This window comes from Amycolatopsis albispora (assembly GCF_003312875.1).
GTDB classification, from domain to species: Bacteria; Actinomycetota; Actinomycetes; order Mycobacteriales; family Pseudonocardiaceae; genus Amycolatopsis; species Amycolatopsis albispora.
Window position 1 is genome coordinate 715152 of sequence record NZ_CP015163.1, and the last position, 18368, is coordinate 733519.

An 18368-nucleotide genomic window follows, 5' to 3' on the forward strand; every position below is an offset into this window, starting at 1 on the left:
CTACAGCTTCGGCTTCGGCCGGTTCGGGTTCTCCCAGAGCAGGTCGTTCGTGCCCAGCGGGACGAACTGTTTGGTGTTCTGGTCGAACACCACGTCGTGCACGAAGATCCGATCCACGTTCGGGTTGTGACGCAGGATCGGGAACTCTGTCATGTCGAAGACGTTGTCCGTGCGCCGCGCGATGCCGTCGGTCGGGTTCTCCGGGATCGGCCCGTCCTTGCCCGGCTGTACCAGGATGGCGTGCACGTCACCCTTGGCGTTGCGCGCGAAGGCCGCCGAGGCGTCGTCCCAGATCGGCTTGTTGAACTCGCCCTCGTCCTTCCAGTTCGGCATGGTGATCTTGTTGCTGTCCAGCTTCGCTTCGAGCGTGGTGCCGTCGTTGCGGCGCGCGGTGTCGTTCGCCGTGTCCATCACCGAGTTCCAGTTGCCGTCTTTGTCGTGGCGGCCGCCGGACCAGAACCAGGCCCCGTTCGGATCGGTGTTCAGCAGGTCCTTCAGCTGCGGGCTCAGCTTGTAGTAGTCCTCCTCGCTGAGGTTGCGCAGGTCGATGCCCTTGCCGTCGCCCGGCTTGCCGTCCGGTTTGGGCTGCGGCTGGTCGATGTGCCCGGCGTCGTTGCCCGTGCCGTCGCGGTTGGGCGCGCCGCTCGAACCACCGCACTTGCCCGTGCCCGCGAGGCCGAGCGGGTCGGCGGCGAGCAGCGGGCTCGCGACGTAGGCCACCGGATTCGGCGCGGGCCGCAGGCCGAGCGGGTCCTGGCTGAGGTATCGGGCCGCGGTCGGGTCGTAGTAGCGGTAGACGTTGTAGTGCAGGCCGCTTTCGTCGTCGTGGTACTGGCCGGGGAACCGCAGCGGTGTCGAGGCCGCCGAAACCGACGGCTGCGCGATGCCCCACACGCTCGTGCGTGCTTCCCAGGCGACCCCGTTGTCGCTGAGCAGTTCCGTCGGCGTGCCGATGGCGTTGGTGACGATGGGGTAGAACCGCGTTTCGTGCGCGGGCCAGGCGTATTCGGCCTGGGCCACCGCGCGCCCGTCGAGCGGGTTGCGTTCCCAGGTGAGCACCGCCTTCGACCCGTCGTGGCGCTGGGTCAGCTGCTCGACCAGCTCGGGTCCGCTCCAGACGAACCGGATCTCGTCCGCCATCACCGGCACCCCGCCGTCCCCGGCGACCCATCGCTGCTTGGCGAACCGCCTGCCGAGCGGGTCGTACAGATAGGTCCAGCGGGTGCCGTCCGGTGCGGTCAGGCCGGTCATCCGGTCGAGCGGGTCCCAGGAGAACCGCCAGACGGACCCGGCGGTGTGGCGGGAGACCACGCGGCCCTGACCGTCGCTGGTGTAGTCGGACCACGGAGTGGTGGCGCTCGTGAGGTTCCCGCAGGCGTCGTAGGCGTACCGCTCGACCCCGGCTGGTGCCGACGCCTCGGTGACGCGGCCCGCTGCGTCGAGCCGGAAGCGCTGCGTGCCGGTCGCGGAGTCGTCGATGCCGACGACCTGCCCGTCGGCCCGGTAGTGGTACCGGCGCCGCTTGACCACCTGGCCACCGGCGGAGAGCACCTGCTCGGCCAGCTGGTCCTGCTCGTCGAACGACTGGTGCAGCACCGGCACCCCGTCGAGACGGCGTTCGATTTCCCGGCCGGCCGTGTCGTAGCCGAACCGCAGCTCGCGCCCGGCGGTTTGCAGCAGCACGGGCAGGCCGCCCTCGAAGAACCAGCTGCTGTCGGCCCCGCTCGGCGTACGCCGGTGCACGGCGTTCTCGTCGTAGTCCCAGCTGACCCCGAGCCCGTTGACCGATTCGGCGATCACGCGCCCGTGTTCGTCGCGGACGATGGTCAGCACGGAGTCCTGGTTGGTGGCGCGCTCCAGCTGGCCGAGCGCGTCGTAGGCGTACGTGGTGGTGCCGGTGGCCGTGCGCCGCTCGACGACGTTGCCGAGCTGGTCGTAGCGGTACTCGGTGACCTCGCCGAGCGCGTTCGTCATGCGGACAAGTTGCCCGGCGGCGTCGTAGGCGTAGCTCAGGCGACGGCCGTCGAAGTCCTCCTCGGCGACCAGGCGGCCCGCCGGATCGTAGGTGTAGCGCCAGGTCCGCCCGGCCGGATTGGTCACCGCGGTCAGCCGCAGTTCACCGTCGTAGGCGTAGGTCGTGCGGCCACCGGACGGATCGATTTCCGCCACGGGCAGGCCGAACGGGCCGTAACTGCGCCGGGTCACCTGACCGGCGGCACCCCGGTGCTCGATGGCGTTGCCCTCGGCGTCGAAGTGCCAGGTCTCGTGGCGGCCGAGCGGGCCGGTGCGGACCGAGCGGTTGCCCTCGACCGTCCACCCGAGACGGACAGCCGCACCGGACGCGGTCCGCGTGACCCGCGGGCGGCCGAACAGGTCGCGTTCGGCGGGGTCGCCGCCGACGGCCGGGTGCACGGCTGCTTCGTCGAGCGGGCTGGACAGTCCGTCCGCGCGGAACGGCTGGGCGATCCCCGCGGGCGCGGTGAACAGGTCGGGTGCTTCGCTCGCCGCGTATTCGCGCCGGGAGCCGTCGGCTTCGAGTGACACGGCACCGTCCGCCGCGGCCGAAACCCGGACGACGGACCCGTCGGGACGGGTGATCTCCGCGAGTTCGCCGTCGTCGGTGTAGGTGTAGCGGGTGATCCGGCCGAGTTCGTCGGTACGGGAGAGCATCCGGTCGTAGGCGTCCCAGGTGAACCGGCGGGTGTTCCCGAGCGGGTCGGTCTCCTCGACCAGCTGACCGGCCGCGTTGAACCGGTACTCGCTGTGGTGGCCGAGCGCGTCGGTGTACCGGGTGACGCGGTTTTCGGTGTCGTAGCTGAACCGGCCGTCGTAGAAGCCGTCGGCGCCGACGGTCTGCACGCAGCGGCCCGACCGGTCGTAGACGTACCGGTACCAGGTGCCGGTCCGGTCCTGCCAGCCGGACAGGCGCCCGGCCGGGTCGTAGTCGAAGGTCATCGGGCGGCCGGAGGAGTTGATCACCTGCGCCAGGTGCCCGGCGTTGTCGTAGCCGAACTTCACCACCGGCACAACGGTTCCGGCGCCCACCGCTTCCATGCCGACGATCCGCCCGCGCGACGAGGTGAACCGCACCTCGTGCCCGTCGGCACGCCGGAGCACGCTCGGCGCCCCGGTCGCGGCGTACTCGATGGTGACCCGCGGCGCGTTCTCGTATTCGACCGCGGTCAGCGGCAGCACACCCGCGCTCTGGCCGGGCGCGGTGGTGAACACCAGGGTCCGCCGGGCGGTCCGGTCGTCGAGATGGAAGCCGTCGCCGGTGCGGTGCAGCGGCCAGCGCGGCCCCTCGGCCGGGAGCACCGGCTCACCGGCGGCGGGCAGCGGGTAGACCAGGATCATGCCGTCGGCGGAGTAGTAGCTGATCCGGTCCGCGCCGACCTCGACGCGCTGGTCCACAGTGGAGGCCCACGACGGGCCGAACCAGCGGCCGTCCCGGTAGGACGACACGTGCGTCCGCTCCAGCACCAGGTCCGGACTGCCCGCGATGGTCAGGTCGGCCTGCGTCATCACCACGCTGCCGGTGGCGATGTCCACCGGGTCGGACTTGCAGTTCCGGTTGTCGGCCTCGACGGACCGGTCGCGTGAACCACCCGGCTGCCCGCCGCCTCCCGGCGACCTCGTGGTCGGGGGCGGCGGGCTGGGCGTGGGCGACGGGGTGGGCGCCGGGCTCGGCTCCGGATCCGGCGATTTGGACGTCGGTGGTGGCGGCGGCGTGTTCGACGGCGGCGGTGTGGGGTCGGGCTTGGCACTGCTGGCGGTGGTGCCCCCGCCACCACCGTTGTTGCCGCCGCCTCCGCCGTTGCTGTCCCCACCGCCGGAGCGCACGGTTTCGGGCTTGTCGACCTTGCCGCCCTTGATGTTCTTCAGCGCCTGGGACGCCTCACCGAAGGAGTCGGTCAGCTTCTTCAACAACGGCGACAGCTTGCGGATCGCGTCCACCAGCTTCTTGGTGATGTCGGCGATCTTCGCCGCGGTCTTGGCGACCGCCGCGACCACCTGCGGCACCACCCACGCCAACCCGATCCCGAGGGTGAACAACACCTGCAACGCCCAGCTGATCAGATGCCCGACCAACTCCGCGATGATGTCGCGCACCAGCGACCGCACCGCACCGACAACCTCGCCCGCGGTGCCGATGCCGCTGGAGGCACCCTCGGCCGCCGACTGCGCCCCACTGATCAACGTCGCCGTATCAGCACCCCGCGTCCGGTACGCATCCCCGGCCGGGCCGATCCAGGACGCGGTGTCCTCCTCGATCATCTTCGCCAGGTCGGCGCTGATCGAGGACAGCTCGGTGCCGACGTTCTTCCACGTCTCCGAATGCGCCTTGATCTCATCCGGGTTCCCGGTCAGCGCGTCCAGCGCATCCGACAACGGCCCGACATGCTCCATCAACCAGCCAACCCCGGCCGCCAGGATCGACCCGAACGGATCCATCGCCATGCCCAGCGCATCCAGCGCGGCGCCGGCGGCACCGAGCACCCCGGCTGCCCAGTCACCGCTCTGGATCGCCTTGCTGGTCTCGTCGATCGACTCCAGGATCGGAACGCCGGAAATCGCGGTGGTCGAGTCCTGCACCTCGGCGATCAGGGGATTGGCCATGGTGGTAGTCAAAGCAACCCGGCTGACCTGGACAACTTCGTGCCCCGGCCGGTGCCCGACCGGCCGCCGGACGTTGCCCGTTCACCCATCCGCCGAGTCCTCCCGCTCGCGGTCGCGGAGGTACCGGGTGTGGTCGGCCTGCTGGTTCAGCTCGGCCGAGTAGAACCGCTCGGCCAGCTTTTCGGCGCGCCCGCGGAGCAGGCCGAGCTGGGTGAGCAGTTCGTCACCGGCGCTGTTCGCCTGGCCAGCCAGTCGTTTCGCCGCCACCCACCATGGCAGGTTCAGATAGGTCTCCACCGACTGCGGCAGATCGGTGCGCGCGAGCGTGGTCACCGCGTGCAGCAAGTCGGGGTCCGCGCGGAGGCCCTGCGGCCGGGCGAACAGTCCATCGAGGATCTCCGCCACCTGCCGGACCGTCTCCACCGCCCCCGGCGGCATCCGCCCGGACTGCTCGGAAACCTTGCGCACCAACGTTTCCAGCTCGGTGCGCAACTGCCCGGCCTCGGCGGCGGCGTCCGGTACCAAGTGGACCTTCTCCGGCGGTGCGAGCAGCGCCCCCGCGGCGTACAGGCCCGCGACGACCAGCGGCCAGACCGAACCGACCACCCCGGTCAGGTACAGCACCAGCCCGAGCAGCCCGCCCACGCAACCGGCGAGGTTCTTCGTCGAGCCGAGGTAACGGATCATTGGTACCCGCGGATTTCCTGGAACACCTTGCCCAGATCGGCGTCGCGCGCGTCGAACACCTTGCCGCCGGTGAGCGTGGCGACGCGGTTCATCTGGTCGGCGTTGCTCTCTCCGAACAGGACGGTGAACACCGGTACGCCACGCACGTTCTCGGGCATGCCGGGCAGCGCCGCCTCGAACGCGCCCGCGTCGGAGCCGTCCGTGTTCGCGCCGTCGGTCATCAGCACGATCGAGGTGAACCGGTTCGCGTCCTGGCTCACCAGCGGGGACAGGACCTGGTAGGCCCGCGTCAGGCTGTCGTAGATGGCGGTGCCGCCGTCGGCGGTCAGCCCGTCGGCGAACGCCCTGACCCGGTCCAGCTCCGGCTGCGGGTCCTGCTCCGGCACGGTGAACGTGCGTGGCTCGTCCGGCGCGGTGTCGAAGGGCAGCATGGTGATCTCTTCGCGGCTGCGGAACTTCCGGTACCGCCCGGTCAGCGATCCGTCGGCACCGGTGAGCCCGGTCAGCGCCGTGCGCAGCGCGGCGATCCGGTCGCCCGCCATCGAGCCCGAGGTGTCGAGCACGTACAGCGTGCGCGACGGCCGCCGGATCTTGTCGAAGTAGGCGGACAGCAGCGCGTCGAAGGCTTCCTGCGTGGCCGGGAACGGCAGTTCCACGAGGCTCTGCTGCCCGAACGACGGCCCGAGCGGCACCCCGGGCACCACCGGCCGGCGCTGCGTGGTCTCCATGATCCGGCGCTGTGTTTCCGGCGTGCGCAGGTGTTCGGTCAGCTTCTGGTACGCCGAGCGTGCGTCGTCACCGGTGTTGTTCAGCAGGGTGAGCGGGTAGTCGGCGGTCACCACGCCGTCGCTGGGGTAGATCAGCGTAAGCGGTTCGGGCAGCCGCCCGCTCGCGTTCATCGACAGCAGCACCGATTCGTAGTTGATCAGACCGTCCACCTTGGCCCCCGGTTCCTGCCCGGTGGCCCGCCGCTGGTAGGCCTCCGACAGCCAGCCGGACGAGCCCGCGGACAGCGCCTGCGCGGTGAAGAACTCGGTCAGTGCCGGGGTCACCGCGCCGATCTGCTCGGCGTTGATCGCGCTGCCGGTGCCCGCCAGCGCCGACGCCACCCCGACCAGCGCGGAGAAGCCCGAGTTGGACGCCGACGGATCGGTCATGCCGTAGCTGAACGCCCGGTTGCCTGCCTGCTCGGCGATCTCCGCCCAGCTGACCGGCCTGCCCGCCCAGCCGAGGCGCTGGGCCGCGGAGGTGGCCAGCCCGAGCACCACCGGCGAGTTCATGATCTTCGTCTGGTTGCCGAGCCTGCTCGCCGCGCCGGGAACCCCCTGCGGATACCGGTTCGACGAGAACCAGACCGCGTCGAACTTGCCGTCGGCACCACCGTTCGCGAGCAGTTCGGTGCCCTCCAGGGTGCCGGTGAAGCTGAAGTTCACCGTGACCCCGGTGGCCTTCGCGGCTTCCGCGAGCACCGGCTTCAGGTCCTCGAGCTCGCTGCCCGCGAGCACGCGCAGCGTGCCCGGCTGCGGTGGCCCGGCCGGCTGCTCCGGCTCGGCACCGGTGGTCTCGCAGGCCGCGAGCACCCCGGCACACGCCACCGCGGTGACGAGTGCGATCAGCTTCCTCATCAGGCCCCCTCGGCCGGTTCTCGCCCGTCCACCGCCGCGTCGTGCGACCGGCGCAGGTAGTCCTCGGCCCGGCGGATCTCGCCCGACAGCGACTCGACCGTGGTCGCCATCGTGCGCACCGCGCCCGCCTTGAACGTCTCGATCGCGTCGATCGAGGCGTAGATCCGGTCGAAGGACAGCCGGATCGTCTCCACGCCGACCGCCGGATCGGTGCCGGCCCGGCGAACCTCCTCGCTCTGCAGCGCGAGCAGTTCGCTGTTCGCCCGGAGCAGCCCGTCCGTGGTGGCCTGCAGCGCGCCGATCTCGTCGAGCACGTCGCGCTGCCCGGCGAGCGCACCGCTGACCAGCAGCGCCACCCGCAACGCGGACACCGTCGTCGACACCGCCCGTTCGACACCACGGATCAGCTCGTCGTTGGTGCGCCGGATCAGGTCCAGCGCGAGATAACCCTGCGCGCTCACGGCGAGCTGGGTGAGCAGGTCCTGGTGCCGCTGCCGGATCGGGTGCAGCACGTCGGCCCGCAGCGCGTTCGCGTGTGCCGGGTCGGTGAGGTCGAAGACCTCGGCCTGGCGGTCGATCGCGTTGTCCACGGCCGCGGCGAAGGCCGCCGTCTCGGCCAGCTTGCCCATGGTCTGCCACAGGCGTTCCCGTTCGCCCTGGAGTACGGCGTTGTCCCGCCGCAGCACGTCCTGACGTGCCCGCAGCTCGACCACGAGCGCGTTCACCGGTTCGTTCGCCGCGCGGTACCGGTCCAGCGCCTTCTTCGCCGCGCCCGCCATCGGGAACATGCCGAGCAGTTTGCGGCCGGTCAGTGGCAGCTTCGCCGGATCCAGTTCGGCGACGGTCCGGCGCAGCCCGGCCAGGCTCACGGTGACTTGTTGCTGAGGGGAGGCGATTTCGCCACGCGTACCGGAGAGCGCACGCGCCGACCGGTCCAGCAACGCGCCGGCCACCGACGCCGCGGCCCGCATGTCGGCCTCGCCCACCGCGAGCAGTTCGTCGAGCACGGTGGTGAACTGTGGTGACCGGACGTCCAGTTCCCGCAACCGCTCGGCGAAGTGCGCGGCCCGCTCTTCCGCGGCGGCCTTCCTGTCTTCGGTCAGCGTGATCAGTCCGGCGGCCCGCTCCGCGGGCACGGCGGCCACCGCTTCGGGTGGCGTGAGTTCGAAGGCGTCCATTCAGTACTGCTTCTGCACCGCGTCGAGCATCCGCTCGAGCGTCTCGAACGAGGGCGGTTCCACGGTGTCGACCAGCTCGGCGGGCACCGGTGCGTTCGCCGCGGCGACCACCTCGCCGAACAACCGCGGATCGTTGGTGCGGAAGCCGAAGGTGGCCGCCAGCTTCCCCAGTTCCGGATCGCTGGTGAGCAGCTGGCCGATCCGATCCCCGTTGGGGGACAACGGAACCAGCGTGTGCTTGGAGTAGACGGTCGGCGCGGGGTATAGCAGGCGCATGTCGGCCCTGATCGAGCCGTCGCCCCGGACCAGCCGGTCCACGAACTGCGATTCGTAGATCAGCGCCATCGGCGTTTTGCCCATGCCCGCGGCCAGGTAGTCCTCGAACGGGCCCTCCGTGCTGTTCTGCGTGTAACCCTGGTCGAGGAACAGCTTGGACAGTTCCGGCAGCACCTTCGCCTCGGCCTCCGGCGAGTTGACCACGTTGTTCCCGTTGGCCACGAAGGAAACCAGCGACAGGTACATCGCGGCCGAATTGGACTCGCGGGGATCGGTGGTGGTGAGCAGGACGTTCTTGCGCGCGGGGAAGGCGGTGTTGCCGGGCAGCTGGTCCCAGCGGGTGTTCGCGCGGGTCAGTTCGAGGTACTTCGCCACGTCGAGCACCTGGTAGTCGCCCGGGCCCTGGCGCACCACGCCGTTGGCGGTGAGCAGCGCGACGATCGGCTCGAAGGTGGCGACCGCCATCGGCGACTGGAACGGCGTGTACACCCCGGTGACCGCGCGGTCCCGCTGGATGCGCTGCGCGGCGGGCGAGGAGGAGGGAAAGGCGAACTCGTAGCCGCCCAGGTCCACGCTCGTCGCGAGCTGCCGCGAACCAGCCGTGTCGACTTCTACTTTGAGCCCGTGCTTGGCGAAGGCGTCGGCCACGCGCTGATCGGAGAAGAAGGCGAGCTTCTCCGAGCCGATCACCCCCTTGACCGTGGTCAGCCCGCCCGCTTGCGTGGACGGCTCGTCCGGCCCGCCGAACACGATCACGCCCGCCACGGCCAGGACCAGCACCACCGCGGCCGCGATGGACAACCGGCGTTTCACTCGTGCGTCTCCCCAGGTCGTTCCCCCGTGCGGACGATCCTTCATCGCCCGCGACTCGTTTGACGCGCGAGCCGCCCAGCGGGAGGTGAATGCTTGGTGAACGAACGGTGCCGGTCGTCGTGGGCTTTGCGATCATGGCCGGGTGCGAGGGACGGACGAGGGAGAACCGGCGGTCACCGCCGAGCCACGGGACGACGATCTCGGCGAGCTCGTCGCGGCGCTGGTCGCCAGCCGCCCTTCGACGTTGCCACCGGAGAACCGCGAGAAGCTGGCGTCCTTCGTCCGCGGTGAGCACGGCGAACTGCTGGGCGGCATCGCCGGGCACACCGGCTACGGGTGGCTGTTCATCGCGCAGTTGTGGGTCGCCGAATCGATGCGCGGCCGGGGATTCGGTTCGTCCCTGCTGCGTGCCGCCGAGAACGAGGGCCGGCGGCGGGGTTGCCGGTCGGCGTGGCTGGACACCTACAGCTTTCAGGCCAGGCCGTTCTACGAAGCGCACGGTTATCGGGTATTCGGTGAGCTGCCGGGCTTTCCGGCGGGTTATCGCAAGCTGTTCTTGGCCAAGGCGCTTTGACGCCGGTCGAGCGCAACTACGACCAGGATGGTCACGCCGACCAGCACGGAGGCGAGCGCCAGCGGGCTCGCCAGTGGAGCGGACAGCACCAGCGCCACACCCGGGCCGATGCGCCAGCGCCCATGCCGCCACACCTCGCGGGTCGCAGTCACCAGCGTCACCGCCGCGGCGGCCAGCACCGGCAGCAGCACCAGTGAGAAGATCGCGAGGTAACCGTGGCGATCGTCGTCGGAGATGACTGCCTCGTTGCCGCTCAGCAGCAGCACGACCCGGAGCACCGACCAGGCCGTCAGGGCCAGCCCGGCCACCAGCAGGCCGCGCCGCAGCAGCGAGGTGTCGTTTTCGACCATGCCGCATGTTAAACACAGCCCCACGGGGAAGCGCCCGTTGTTGCGTAGCCGTGCCGGAAATCCGCACAGCCGCGTAACCGCACTCGGCCATCGCTTTCCTCCGTCCGGGGATTTTGCTTGCGTGGCCAAGTCTTGCCCGGTGGGTGCGGCGGCCACATCGTTCTTACGTCGATGCCACCTCCTACTAAAGAGACAGCCATCCGCATCTTTGGTGGGAGAAGATTTTGTCCGTTCGTAGGAGGTGCCGCCCCGCCCCGACGAAGATGATGGTCCGGTGCCCGAAACTTCACCAAAACCGCTTGCGGTACCACGAAGCCCCCGCGATGGCGGGCGGTTCGGTCCGCGCCGGGCGGATCGCGTGCCAGCTCGCCGTCCACCGGGCCGGTGGCAGCGCGAGGGTCCGGCATACTTCCCGCGCCAGTCCCTCGGGCGTGCGGTCGCGCCACGGGGTGTCGACAAAAACCTGGTACTCGTCGTCGAACCGGAGAGCGACCACAAAGGTCTCGGGCTCGAGGCGGTCGTTGGCGACCCAGTCGGCGCGGAGGCCGTGGCGGCGCAGGTGCTCGTGGTCGATACCGGACAGCACGAGCCGCCCGGCCGTGCGCACCGGGGTTTCCCACGAGTGGTCGGCCGCGGCCCGCGCGACTTCCGCGTCGTACCGTGCGGCGGGGAAGGAAACGCCGTGCGGCATGGGCACTTGACCGTGCCACTCCCAGTGCACCAGGTCGCCGTCGCGGACGATGGTGACGTCGGTGGAGCCACAGCCGTAGACACCACAGGTGCAGCGCGCGATCGGCACGGTGCGGGGTTCGGCGGTGGCGATCAGCCGGTTCTCGGGCACGAGCAGGTCGTACGGGTCCATGCCGAGGCCGGCGCCGTCGGCGGTCACCTCGGTGCCGTTGATGTGGACGAGCACCTGGAAGTCACCGGCCGGGGCGGACGCCGGTGCCACGGCCAGCCACAGCGAGTCCGTACCGGGGCGGCGAGTGATCCCGCCACCCGCGGCGGCGAAGTAACCAGGCGGAATTTCGCCGGGGAGGGGGATGCCGAGTTCACGCAATGCCCGATCCGCCAGCTCGCCCAGGTGAGCGGTCGGGTCACGCTTCGAAGTACCGGCGAGTTCACGCAACGACGGCGAGTCCAGGCCGTCGACGAGTGCCGTGCAAGCCGCGGCGATCAGGTCGGCCGGGCCGCCGTCTGGCTCGGCGGCCCAGCGCGCGGCGGCATCGTGCAGCCGCTGCTCGGTGGTTCCGCTGTGCTCAGTCACGCCCAGCATCATCGAGGACCGGACGATAGCCCGCATCGGGATTTCCGATCCGGCCGAGCAACGCGGTGGTGGCCGCGCTCGGCAGGTCCGTGGTCACCGAGCCGGTTTCCCAGGCGGGCACCTGGCGGGGGAGCGGGATGAACCGGGCCTGGTCGGTCTTCAGCGAGAAGGTCTCCGGCACCAGTGCCACGCCGAGGCCGAAGGCGACCAGTTCGAGCAGCGAGTGCACGTCGGTGACCTCGAGCGCGACCTTGCGGTGCACCCCGGCTTCGGCGAGGACGGCGTCGGCGTGGTCCCGGGTGCCCCAACCGGGGTGGAAGTCGACAAAGCGGTCGCCCGCCAGCTCGGGCAGGCGCACCTCGGCCTGGTCGGCGAGCGGGTGCCCTGGCGCGCAGGCGAGCACCAGCCGTTCGGTGCCGAGCGGGGCGAACCGGAGGTCGTCGGGGCAGCGGGCCGGTTTGGCCACAAAAGCGAGGTCGAGGCCACCGGCCCGCACCTGGTCGAGCAGCTCGGTCGAGCCGCCGTGCCGCAGCCGGACGTCCAGGCCGGGGTGGGCGGTGACGAAGTCGCGGAGCAGCGCGGGCAGGTGCAGTGAGTGCAGGCACTGCAGTGAGCCGATGGCCAGGCTGCCGCGGACCAAACCCTGGACGGCGGCCACGGCGTCGCGGCCGGCGTCCGCCGCGGACAGCGTGCGCCGGGCCTCGGCCAGCAGCGCTTCCCCGGCGCCGGTCAGCCGTACCTGCCGGGTGCTGCGGCGGAACAGGGGAGCGCCGAGTTCCTTCTCCAGTGCCCGGATGGCGGCCGACAGTCCGGACTGCGCGACGTGCATGCGCCGCGCGGCCCTGGTGAAATGCGACTCCTCGGCGACGGCGACGAAGTACTCGAGCTGGCGGAGCTCCACGATTCATCACCCAGCCTGCTTAGTCGGATCGGTTTCTTCTGTTGGACAGCTTAATGCCGGGCGCGCAGGCTGGGGGTGCACATTCCGAGCAGGAGGAGTTCCCATGCAGACGCGCCGTATCGGCGGAGCCGAGGTCAGCGCCATCGGGCTCGGCGGCATGCCGATGTCCGTCCAGGGCAGGCCGGACGAGAGCCGGTCGGTGGCCACCATCCACGCCGCGCTGGACGCCGGGGTCACCTTGATCGACACCGCGGACGCGTACCACCTGGACGAGCGCGACCCCGGGCACAACGAATCGCTGATCGCCCGCGCATTGGCGAGTTATCCCGGCGACACCTCAGCCGTGCTGGTCGCGACCAAGGGCGGCCACACCCGGCCCGGCGGCAGCTGGGCGCTCGACGGTTCGCCTGCCCACCTCAAGCGCGCCGCGGAGGCCTCGCTCAAGCGGCTCGGGGTCGAGGCGCTCGGGCTGTACCAGTTCCACCGTCCCGATCCGGAGGTCCCGTACGCCGACTCCATCGGTGCACTGGCCGACCTGCTCGACGAGGGCAAGATCCGCTTCGCCGGTATCTCCAACGCGAACCCGGAGCAGATCCGGCAGGCGAACGAGATCCTCGGCGGACGGCTCGCCGCCGTGCAGAACGAGTTCTCACCCGCGTTCCGCTCCAGCGAACCGGAACTCGAGCTGTGCACCCAGCTCGGGATCGCGTTCCTGCCGTGGAGCCCGCTCGGTGGCATCACGAAGGCGGACGCGCTGGGCTCGCGGTTCACGCCGTTCGCCGAAGTGGCGCGAGCACACGAGGCCAGCCCGCAGCAGGTGACCCTGGCGTGGATGCTGGCGAAGTCGCCGGTGGTCATCCCGATTCCGGGGTCGTCACGGCCGGAGACCATCCGGGCGTCGGCGGCCGCGGTGCACTTGCGGTTGTCCGAGGCGGAACTGGCGGCGCTCGACGGTCAGGGGGTGGTCAGCGGCTCCGCTTCGTAGGCCCGGTGCATGATGTCCACAAAGGACGGTGCGGCGGGGATGGAGACGGTGTCGATGCCGTGGACCGCGATGCCCGGTGTCCACGAGTTCAGCACCACCGCGCCGGCCAGGGTAGGCAGGTCCGCGAGCGTGATCTCCTGAACGCGCTGCGGCACACCGAGCCGGTCGAGCTGCCGCCGGACGATGGCCATGGTGATGCCGTGCAGCACCTCGGCTTCGGGCCAGACCACGGCGGTGCCGTCCCAGAACGCGAGGTTCCAGATGGTGGCTTCGCTGAGCCTGCCGCGCCGGTCCAAGAACGCTGCGTCATCGAAGCCCTGGGCAGCGGCTTGCCGGAGCAGATAGGTCTTGGCAGGCTCACCGACGTGCTTGCGCGCTGGCAGGAACCGCTCGTGCTCGACCGCGGCCAGCCGGAGCGGTCCGGGCGGTGGCGTGGCGGCGGGCCCGGTGCGGACCAGTACGGACAGCGCTCCGTCGCGGGCGGTGAACTCGCGGTTGGCGGAGAACACGGTGGCGGTCAGCGAGAGGTCGGCCGGGCCCGCTTCGATGGCCGTGCGCAGGTGGGCGCGCACCTGGACGTCGGGCACCGTGGTGCCGAACAGCTCCTTGGACGCCTCCCGCAGGCGTTCCAGGTGCAGGTCGAGGCCGCGGATCCGGCGGTCGCGCACCTGCATGGCGGTGAAGTGGGCATAACCGGCGAAGGCGAGCGGTGCCAGGTCCGCGGCGGTCGCGTCCCGGCCATCGAGCTGAGCAACAAACGTCGTCATGATCGCACCGTAAAGCTTCACACCGGTGTCAGGGGCAACGTGGAATACCGCACACGGGCCACCGTGTTGTCCGGGGTGGAAGGAGTTGAGGCGCACAATGACGAAGTCCACCGAGCGTGCCGTGCTGGCGGGCGGTTGCTTCTGGGGAATGCAGGACCTGTTCCGCGCGCAGCCGGGGGTGCTGTCGACGCGGGTCGGCTACACCGGCGGTGACGTGCAGAACCCGACCTATCGCAACCACCGGGGCCACGCTGAGGCGCTGGAGATCATCTTCGACCCGGCGGTGACCAGCTACCGCGCGTTGCTGGAGTTCTTCTTCCAGGTCCACGACCCGACCACGAAGGACCGGCAGGGCAACGACATCGGCACCAGCTACCGGTCCGCCATCTTCTACGAGGACGAGACGCAGAAGCGGATCGCCGAGCAGACGATCGCGGACGTGGACGCCTCCGGCAAGTGGCCGGCGAAGGTGGTGACCACGCTTTCCGGTGACTGGACCTTCTGGGAGGCCGAAGCCGAGCACCAGGACTACCTCGTGAAGCACCCCGGTGGTTACACGTGCCACTACGTGCGACCCGAATGGACGCTGTCGCCGTCGCGGGCCTGAACCACCGGCGGGCCGAACCAGCGTGACAGCGCGCTGTCCAGTTCCCGCTGGTCGTCGCCGGTCCAGGCCACGTAACCGTCAGGTCGCAGCAGGAGGGCGGGCACGTCCAGCTTGTCGGTGACCGCGGTGACGACGTGGTCGACCCGGTCGGCCCAGCCCGAGGTCGAGAGCACGCCGGTCTGGTCGAGCAGCAGGCCACGACCGGCGTGCATCAGCTCGTAGAGGCGGCCCTGCTGGAGCGTGAGGTCACGCAGGCGCCTGCCGAGCAGGTCGTGCCCGTCGCCGAAGTCGTAGCGGATGCCGAGGCCGACGATCTTCTCGAGCAGGTGCCGGTTCACCTCGTCGAACCGCATCAGCTCGGACAGCAGCCGCCGCATTGCCCGTGTGCCTGGCTCGTCCTTCATCACCATGCCCTGCGCGCGGGTGTTGTCCAGCACGTCGGCGGCGACCGGGCGCCGCTCGGCCTGGTAGGTGTCGAGCAGCCCGTCCGGTGCCCAGCCGCCGATCGCGGCGGCGAGCTTCCATCCCAGGTTGACCGCGTCCTGGATACCGAGGTTGAGCCCCTGCCCGCCGAGCGGCGGGTGGGCGTGGGCCGCGTCGCCAGCCAGCAGCACGCGGCCAACGCGGTACTGGTCGGCCAGCCGCGTCGCGTCGCCGAAGCGGGACAGCCAGCGTGGCGAGTGCACGCCGAAGTCGGTTCCGGCGTAGGTCCGCAGCTGCCGCTTGACCTCGTCGAGGGCCGGCGGGATCGACCGGTCCTCGGTCAGCCCTTCGGCGGGCACGACCACGCGGTAGGCCCCGTTGAGCGGTCCGACGCCGAACATCTTGTGGGTCTCGCGGACCTTGGCCACCACGGCGGTCACTGTTTCGAGCGGCACGCCCACTTCCATCTCGCCGAGCAGAATCTCGGTGCGGGCGGGCTCGCCGGCGAAGCCGACGCCGAGCAGCTTGCGCACCGTGCTGCGGCCACCGTCGCAGCCGACGAGGTAACGCGAGCGTAGCCGCGTGCCGTCTGTGAGTTCGGCGGTCACGCCGTCGCCGTTCTGGCTCAGGCCGGTCACTTCGCTGCCGCGGCGGATTTCGGCGCCGAGTTCGGTGGCGCGTTCGGCGAGCAGGCGGTCGGTGGTGGTCTGCGGAATGCCGAGCACGTAACCGTGTGCGGTGTCCAGTTCGGGTGCCGGTTGCGGAATGGCGGCGAAGAAGCCGCCGAGCGGGTGCTTTCCGCCGTGTTCGAGAAACCGGTCCAGCAGGCCGCGTTGGTCCATGATCTCGATGCTGCGCACGTGGAGGCCGAGCGAACGGACGAACGGGGGCGGTTTCGCGTCCCGTTCCAGCACAACGACCCGCACGCCGTGCAGGCGGAGTTCGGCGGCCAGCATCAGGCCGGTCGGCCCGCCTCCGGCGATGATCACGTCAAGCAAGGAATCCCCATTCGGCGGTTGGTGGTGTCCGGCCGCAGATTCTGCGTCACCGCCCGGGTCTTGCCGCAAGCCCTGGGGTCCGCTATATCTTGAAAGGGGCGGGGAAAGTGATTCCCCGCCTTTGTGGTGTGCGGGCGGTCAGCGGATTTCCTCCGCCAGCTCGATGATGATTCCCGCGGGGCCGCGGAGATAGCAGAGCCGGTAGCTGTTCTCGTACCGGACCAGCTCACCGACGAGTTCGCCGCCGTGCGGCCGCAGGCGCGAGATGATGTCGTCGATTTCCTCCACCACGAACAGGAGATGGCGGAGGCCGGGCGTGTTCGCCGGTGCCTGCGGGTCACCGGCCGGAGCCGACGGGGCGTGGTACTTGCACAGCTCGAGGCACCCTTGGCCGTCCGGGGTCCGGAACATCGCGACGTCCGAACGAACCCCGCCGAGCCCGGTGATGCGGTCCACCGCGGGGCCTTCGACGGTTGCCTCGCCCTCCAGTTCGAGGCCGAGTTCGGTGAAGAAAGCCTTGGCGGCGGCGAGGTCTTCGACCACCACGCCGATGTGCTCGAGGCGCCGGATCTTGCCGCGCTGGGGAGTGGTGTTCATCGGGATCTCCGTCCGGATCGTGGGTGGCTGGCACAACGGGGTCGGAGCCACGCACGCCGCTTCGACGCGGATCTACTGTGACCTGAGTCACAGGAGACGGCTGGCATGATCGTTCCATGACCCAGCGAGTGGTGCTGCGCAAGGCGCGCGACGCCGATCGTGACGGGCTTGTCGAGGTGTTCACCGATCCCGAGGTGCGGCGGTCCCTGGGCGGGCCGCGACCACGTGCGGATGTCGAACGGTTTCTCGACCAGGTCGGAGCCGCGGCGGTGGCGGGCGGTTACGTGATCGCGGATCGCGAGACGGACGAGTTCACGGGCATGCTCGGGCTCGCTCCCCGCGACGCCGGTCAGCCAGGGCACGTCACCGCGGAAGGCGGCGAACTGGAGCTTTCGTACGTGTTGCGGCGCAGGGCATGGGGGAGTGGCGTCGCTTTCGAAGCTGCGCAGGCACTCCTGCGCGCGGCCGCCGCGGAACTGACCGAGCAGCCGGTACTTGTCGTGACCCAAACCGCGAACGAGCGCGCGCGGAAGCTGGCTGCCCGGCTGGGCTTCGACGAGGTGGACACCTTCGAAGCCCATGACGCCGAGCAGACCCTCGCTGTCGCGTCGCTCCATTCGTTCCGGCGGGCCATCGGCTGACCTCGGGGATCAGGGGCTGGTGAAGTCGACCTCCTTGGCGGAGACGGCAGCGGCCTTGCGGCCCGGCGCTGTCTGGTACGCCCGGTACAGGTTCGTGTGCGCGATCACCTGCTCCAGCTCGGTCGCTTCGAACGAGTCGCCGTAGTGCTTTGGATCAGCGCCTCGGCCTCGGGTCAGTTCGGGCACGATCCGCCAGGCTTTGCTGCCGTGCACCAGTTCCTCGTCCGAGTGCTGGACCAGACGACGGGCACCCGCTCCTGCCTGGCCCGGTCCGCCAAGGCGCCGGCGTTCGCCACGACGGTATCGCGAGTGCGGTGTGCGGGCGGTTCTCAGGCGGGCCGGAAAGCGATGGCACGCAGGCGCGAGCCCGCGGTGGCGGGGGCGGCGGGCACGCCGAGCGCCAGCCGCTTCCACGCCCTCGGGTGCCGCGGTGCCGTCCAGCGGGTCGCTCCACTTCGGACCTCGACGGCCGGTGCCGCGGCCAGGTTCCGGAACCAGTCGGACCGCTCGTCCCACCCGGCGACCACCACGATCTCGTCCGGCGCGGACCGCACGACCTCCAGCACCACTTCCCACCGCCGTCCCGGCCTGCGGCCGACGTGCACCAGGTGGACCAGCCGGTGCCCGAACAGGAAACCCAGGCGCAGCCGATAGCACAGGACCGGCACGGCAGTGACACAGGAGTGCCACCGCGCCCCGGCAGGGTGGCCGGTGTCCGAGCAAACACGACGAATCGAGGTATGTCAGTGAAAAACCGCGTGGGGATCGCCCTGGCCGCCGGGGCCCTGCTGAGCCTGTCGGTCCCCGGGCTGGCGCAGGCCGACCCGGTGGCGCAGGCGCAGCCGCTGCCGGCGTGCATGGTCGCCTACGACACCAACGCCTCGCCCAGCAACGGCCAGCGGGACGACGTGGTCTTCCAGAACAACAACTGCGGGTTCTCCCCGTACGTTTCGGTGGACGTGTGGGGCTTCGACCCGGAGTGCCAGATCGCCGACGGCGACGGGGTCATCTTCTACGACATCGGCGCCTACGCGCAGTACGCCTACCTGTGCTGACCGGCCG

Annotated in this window: 18 protein-coding genes; 5 read left to right on the forward strand and 13 right to left on the reverse strand. The window is 70.3% G+C overall.

Annotation, left to right across the window (positions count from 1 at the left end; genetic code table 11):
- The 5 genes from A4R43_RS03560 to A4R43_RS03580 all read right to left on the reverse strand — a co-directional run bounded on the left by A4R43_RS03560 (position 1) and on the right by A4R43_RS03580 (position 9196).
- Positions 1-4617: an RHS repeat-associated core domain-containing protein gene (locus tag A4R43_RS03560; protein ID WP_113690967.1), complete on the reverse strand. Its 4617-nt coding sequence runs from the start codon at positions 4615-4617 to the stop codon at positions 1-3.
- An 81-nt stretch (positions 4618-4698) separates the two neighbouring features.
- Positions 4699-5304, reverse strand: coding sequence for a hypothetical protein (locus A4R43_RS03565; protein WP_113690968.1), 606 nt, complete (start codon positions 5302-5304; stop codon positions 4699-4701).
- Positions 5301-6929 carry a VWA domain-containing protein gene (locus A4R43_RS03570; RefSeq protein ID WP_113690969.1) on the reverse strand — a complete coding sequence of 543 codons (1629 nt, stop codon included), beginning with the start codon at positions 6927-6929 and terminating at the stop codon, positions 5301-5303. Before A4R43_RS03570 ends, A4R43_RS03565 begins: the two co-directional genes overlap by 4 nt.
- On the reverse strand, positions 6929-8107 hold the full coding sequence (locus A4R43_RS03575) for a toxic anion resistance protein (RefSeq protein ID WP_113690970.1): 1179 nt from the start codon (positions 8105-8107) through the stop codon (positions 6929-6931). The genes A4R43_RS03570 and A4R43_RS03575 overlap by 1 nt, the downstream gene beginning before the upstream one ends.
- The gene (locus A4R43_RS03580) at positions 8108-9196 is read right to left on the reverse strand and encodes a hypothetical protein (protein ID WP_113690971.1); all 1089 of its coding nucleotides are present in this window, start codon (positions 9194-9196) and stop codon (positions 8108-8110) included.
- Positions 9197-9338: 142 nt separating this feature from the next.
- Here A4R43_RS03580 and A4R43_RS03585 point away from each other — a divergent pair, with 142 nt between their 5' ends.
- A complete protein-coding gene (locus A4R43_RS03585) occupies positions 9339-9770 on the forward strand; it encodes a GNAT family N-acetyltransferase (RefSeq protein WP_113690972.1) in 432 nt (143 codons plus the stop codon).
- Here A4R43_RS03585 and A4R43_RS03590 read toward each other — a convergent pair.
- The 3 genes from A4R43_RS03590 to A4R43_RS03600 form a co-directional block, all read right to left on the reverse strand.
- Positions 9737-10120 (reverse strand): hypothetical protein, encoded by a 384-nt coding sequence (locus tag A4R43_RS03590; RefSeq protein ID WP_113690973.1) that lies wholly within the window; start codon positions 10118-10120, stop codon positions 9737-9739. The genes A4R43_RS03585 and A4R43_RS03590 overlap by 34 nt on opposite strands.
- Positions 10121-10406: 286 nt before the next feature.
- Entirely contained in the window at positions 10407-11387 is a 981-nt protein-coding gene (locus A4R43_RS03595; RefSeq protein ID WP_205215235.1) for a hypothetical protein, read from the reverse strand.
- Complete coding sequence (locus A4R43_RS03600) at positions 11380-12288, reverse strand: LysR family transcriptional regulator (RefSeq protein WP_113690975.1); 909 nt, start codon at positions 12286-12288, stop codon at positions 11380-11382. Before A4R43_RS03600 ends, A4R43_RS03595 begins: the two co-directional genes overlap by 8 nt.
- Positions 12289-12391: 103 nt before the next feature.
- Between A4R43_RS03600 and A4R43_RS03605 the strand changes: the two genes are divergently transcribed.
- Entirely contained in the window at positions 12392-13273 is an 882-nt protein-coding gene (locus A4R43_RS03605; RefSeq protein WP_113690976.1) for an aldo/keto reductase, read from the forward strand.
- Here A4R43_RS03605 and A4R43_RS03610 read toward each other — a convergent pair.
- Positions 13243-14040 (reverse strand): aminotransferase class IV family protein, encoded by a 798-nt coding sequence (locus tag A4R43_RS03610; RefSeq protein ID WP_113697322.1) that lies wholly within the window; start codon positions 14038-14040, stop codon positions 13243-13245. The genes A4R43_RS03605 and A4R43_RS03610 overlap by 31 nt on opposite strands.
- Positions 14041-14137: 97 nt before the next feature.
- On the opposite strand from A4R43_RS03610, the gene msrA reads away from it, so the two are divergent.
- Complete coding sequence (gene msrA / locus A4R43_RS03615) at positions 14138-14647, forward strand: peptide-methionine (S)-S-oxide reductase MsrA (RefSeq protein WP_113690977.1); 510 nt, start codon at positions 14138-14140, stop codon at positions 14645-14647.
- Here msrA and rox read toward each other — a convergent pair.
- Together rox and A4R43_RS03625 are read right to left on the reverse strand one after the other, a co-directional pair.
- Complete coding sequence (rox, locus tag A4R43_RS03620) at positions 14605-16068, reverse strand: rifampin monooxygenase (protein WP_113690978.1); 1464 nt, start codon at positions 16066-16068, stop codon at positions 14605-14607. The two genes, msrA and rox, sit on opposite strands and share 43 nt — an antisense overlap.
- Before the next feature lie 138 nt (positions 16069-16206).
- Positions 16207-16665, reverse strand: coding sequence for a VOC family protein (locus A4R43_RS03625; RefSeq protein WP_113690979.1), 459 nt, complete (start codon positions 16663-16665; stop codon positions 16207-16209).
- A gap of 116 nt (positions 16666-16781) precedes the next feature.
- On the opposite strand from A4R43_RS03625, the gene A4R43_RS03630 reads away from it, so the two are divergent.
- Positions 16782-17306, forward strand: coding sequence for a GNAT family N-acetyltransferase (locus A4R43_RS03630; RefSeq protein ID WP_113690980.1), 525 nt, complete (start codon positions 16782-16784; stop codon positions 17304-17306).
- A 9-nt stretch (positions 17307-17315) separates the two neighbouring features.
- Here the strand turns inward: A4R43_RS03630 and A4R43_RS03635 are convergent, their stop codons facing one another.
- On the reverse strand, positions 17316-17519 hold the full coding sequence (locus tag A4R43_RS03635; protein WP_113690981.1) for a hypothetical protein: 204 nt from the start codon (positions 17517-17519) through the stop codon (positions 17316-17318).
- A 116-nt stretch (positions 17520-17635) separates the two neighbouring features.
- Positions 17636-17974, reverse strand: a complete 339-nt coding sequence (locus A4R43_RS03640; protein WP_162788302.1) for a nitroreductase/quinone reductase family protein — start codon at positions 17972-17974, stop codon at positions 17636-17638.
- Between the two features lie 78 nt (positions 17975-18052).
- On the opposite strand from A4R43_RS03640, the gene A4R43_RS03645 reads away from it, so the two are divergent.
- Positions 18053-18361: a hypothetical protein gene (locus A4R43_RS03645; protein ID WP_162788303.1), complete on the forward strand. Its 309-nt coding sequence runs from the start codon at positions 18053-18055 to the stop codon at positions 18359-18361.
- Positions 18362-18368 lie beyond the last annotated feature (7 nt).

Bases quoted from the DNA above. Each gene is read 5' to 3' on its own strand.
- A4R43_RS03560 (WP_113690967.1), bottom strand. From the start codon at position 4,617: ATGGCCAATCCCCTGATCGCCGAGGTGCAGGACTCGACCACCGCGATT.
- A4R43_RS03565 (WP_113690968.1), bottom strand. From the start codon at position 5,304: ATGATCCGTTACCTCGGCTCGACGAAGAACCTCGCCGGTTGCGTGGGC.
- A4R43_RS03570 (WP_113690969.1), bottom strand. From the start codon at position 6,929: ATGAGGAAGCTGATCGCACTCGTCACCGCGGTGGCGTGTGCCGGGGTG.
- A4R43_RS03575 (WP_113690970.1), bottom strand. From the start codon at position 8,107: ATGGACGCCTTCGAACTCACGCCACCCGAAGCGGTGGCCGCCGTGCCC.
- A4R43_RS03590 (WP_113690973.1), bottom strand. From the start codon at position 10,120: ATGGTCGAAAACGACACCTCGCTGCTGCGGCGCGGCCTGCTGGTGGCC.
- A4R43_RS03605 (WP_113690976.1), top strand. From the start codon at position 12,392: ATGCAGACGCGCCGTATCGGCGGAGCCGAGGTCAGCGCCATCGGGCTC.
- A4R43_RS03610 (WP_113697322.1), bottom strand. From the start codon at position 14,040: ATGACGACGTTTGTTGCTCAGCTCGATGGCCGGGACGCGACCGCCGCG.
- msrA (WP_113690977.1), top strand. From the start codon at position 14,138: ATGACGAAGTCCACCGAGCGTGCCGTGCTGGCGGGCGGTTGCTTCTGG.
- A4R43_RS03625 (WP_113690979.1), bottom strand. From the start codon at position 16,665: ATGAACACCACTCCCCAGCGCGGCAAGATCCGGCGCCTCGAGCACATC.
- A4R43_RS03630 (WP_113690980.1), top strand. From the start codon at position 16,782: ATGACCCAGCGAGTGGTGCTGCGCAAGGCGCGCGACGCCGATCGTGAC.